The organism is Oceanicella sp. (assembly GCF_056449545.1).
Genome location: NZ_JBWOMN010000031.1, coordinates 1 through 2,189, shown reverse-complemented (window position 1 = coordinate 2,189; position 2,189 = coordinate 1). Strand labels below are relative to the sequence as shown.

At 70.1% G+C, this 2,189-nt stretch carries 3 protein-coding genes and 1 pseudogene; all 4 read right to left on the bottom strand.

The features are described 5' to 3' along the window. Positions 1 to 337: pseudogene (locus AC1HC7_RS05730) on the bottom strand (hypothetical protein); the annotation flags it as partial. Next, a complete protein-coding gene (gene tolR, locus AC1HC7_RS05725) occupies positions 334 to 810 on the bottom strand; it encodes a protein TolR (protein WP_479497298.1) in 477 nt (158 codons plus the stop codon). The gene tolR and the pseudogene AC1HC7_RS05730, both read right to left, overlap by 4 nt. A 1-nt stretch (position 811) precedes the next feature. Next, positions 812 to 1,504 (bottom strand): protein TolQ, encoded by a 693-nt coding sequence (gene tolQ, locus AC1HC7_RS05720; protein ID WP_479497297.1) that lies wholly within the window; start codon positions 1,502 to 1,504, stop codon positions 812 to 814. 162 nt (positions 1,505 to 1,666) lie between these two features. Next, positions 1,667 to 2,083 carry a tol-pal system-associated acyl-CoA thioesterase gene (gene ybgC, locus AC1HC7_RS05715; RefSeq protein WP_479497296.1) on the bottom strand — a complete coding sequence of 139 codons (417 nt, stop codon included), beginning with the start codon at positions 2,081 to 2,083 and terminating at the stop codon, positions 1,667 to 1,669. Positions 2,084 to 2,189 lie beyond the last annotated feature (106 nt).

Here is a 2,189-nt window from a genome sequence, read left to right as displayed (position 1 = left end):
CGCCGGGGACCTCGGCGCGGGGCTGTTGGGCGCGATCCGGCGCGGCGTCGGCGGCCGGCGCCGCGGGCGGCGCCGGTTCGCCGTCCATCGGCGGCGCGATCTGCGCCGCGGGGTCGCGCGGCCCTTGCGGCGCCGAGGACATGGCCACGTCGAACGCCTCGCCGCTGATCAGGTCCACATTGGCGATGGCGATGGCCGGCGGCGGCCTGGCGTCGAAGATCGGGCCGCCGAACAGCACCATGGCGATGATGGCGCCATGCAGCAGCGCCGACACGGCGATCCCCGGCACGGTTCCGCGGTCAAGCGCGTCGCTGGCCGGGGCGCCGGGGGGGCTCACCGCTCCTCCTCCGCGGCGCGCCCCGAACCGTCCTGCGTGTCGGTGACCAGCCCGATGGAGCGGAACCCGCTGGCGTTGAGCGCGCCCATCACCTCCATCACCCTGCCATAGGGGATGCTTTGGTCGGCGCGCACGAACACCTTGTCCTCGCCCCGTTCCCGCGCCAGCGCCGCCAGCAGGGCGGGCAGCCTGTCGCGGGCCACCGGTTCGTCGAGCACATAGACCTGCCCGTCGGCGGACAGCTGGATGGTCAGCGGGGCCTCGTTGGGGGTGGGCAGCGGATTGGCTGCGGTGCGCGGCAGTTCCATGGGCACGCCGACGGTGAGCAGCGGCGCCGCCACCATGAAGATGATCAGCAGCACCAGCATCACGTCGACGAAGGGGGTGACGTTGATCTCGGCCATCAGCCGGCGGCCCGCCCGTCCGCGCCGTCGCCGCCCGCCGCCCGAGCGGTCTGAAACGCTCGCGCCCATGTCAGCCGTCCCGCCGTTCCATCTGGCGCGACAGGATGGCGCCGAATTCATCGGCGAAATTCTCCATCCGCGCGGTCAACCGATCCGCGTCGCCCGACAGCTTGTTGTAGAAGATCACCGCCGGGATCGCCGCGAACAGCCCCAGCGCGGTGGCCAGAAGCGCCTCGGAAATCCCCGGCGCCACCACCGCGAGGTTGGTGTTCTGCTGTTCGGCGATCGCCGAAAAACTGTTCATGATGCCCCAGACCGTGCCGAACAGCCCCACGAAGGGCGCGATCGCCCCCACCGTGGCGAGAAATCCGAGCCGGGCGTCCAGGGTCTCCGCCTCGCGGTTGATGGCGACGTTCATGGCGCGTTCGATGCGCGACAGCGCCCCGGGGATCAGGACGCCGCCGCGCGACTGCGACTTGCGCCATTCCTGCATGCCGGCGGAAAAGATCCGCTCCATGGCCGAGCGCGGCCGCTCGCCGACCCGCGCGTGCAGGTCCTCGAGCGGCTGGCCGGACCAGAAGGCGTTCTCGAACATGCCGCTTTCGCGCCTCACCGCCGCGAAGCCGATCATCTTGCCCGCCACGATCGCCCAGGACCAGAACGAGGCGAGGATCAGCAGCACCATCACCAGCTGCACGACCAGCGTGGCGCGCAGAAACAGCTCCAGTATGGATTCCATCAGCTCAGCCTGCCTCTTGCTCATGCATCCGCTCGCGCGGACCAGCCCTCGCGCCACCCGCTTTTGCCGAGGGTGTTTCGTCCGGGCCTGCTCTGGTGTCAATGATAGTGCATGATGTGCGCCGAAACTAGGGCGGCGCGTCAGGGTTTCCCGGACCGGAGGGTTTCAGGCCGCCCGGGCGGACCGTCACGCCATGCGCGACAACGCCTCGCGCAGGTCATCCGGCAGCCGCGCGGGGCGCCCGTCGGCGGTCATGCAGGCCACCCGGGCCCTGGCGCGCGTCAGCGTCGCGTCGCCGCGCGCGATGCGCTGGGTCATGGTCACCGAGGCCCCGCCCACCTTGTCGACGCCGGTTTCCACCACGATCATGTCGTCGAACCGGGCGGGCGCCAGATAGTCGACCTCGAACCGCCGCACCACGAACACGATCCCCGCCGCCTTCAGCGCCAGCTGATCGACCCCGAGCGCGCGCAGCGATTCCGTGCGCCCGCGTTCGAAGAATTTCAGGTAGTTGGCGTAATAGACCACGCCGCCGAAATCGGTGTCCTCGTAATAGACGCGAATGGCCAGCCGGTGCGGGTTTTGCGTTTTCTCGTCCGCCATCGCGTCAATCCGATCTCACCAGGCCGGAAAACGCCGCCACCGCCAGCAGGCTGAGCCCCCAGCCAAGCGCGATGTGCAGCCACAGATACCAGCGGGCCCCGGCGCC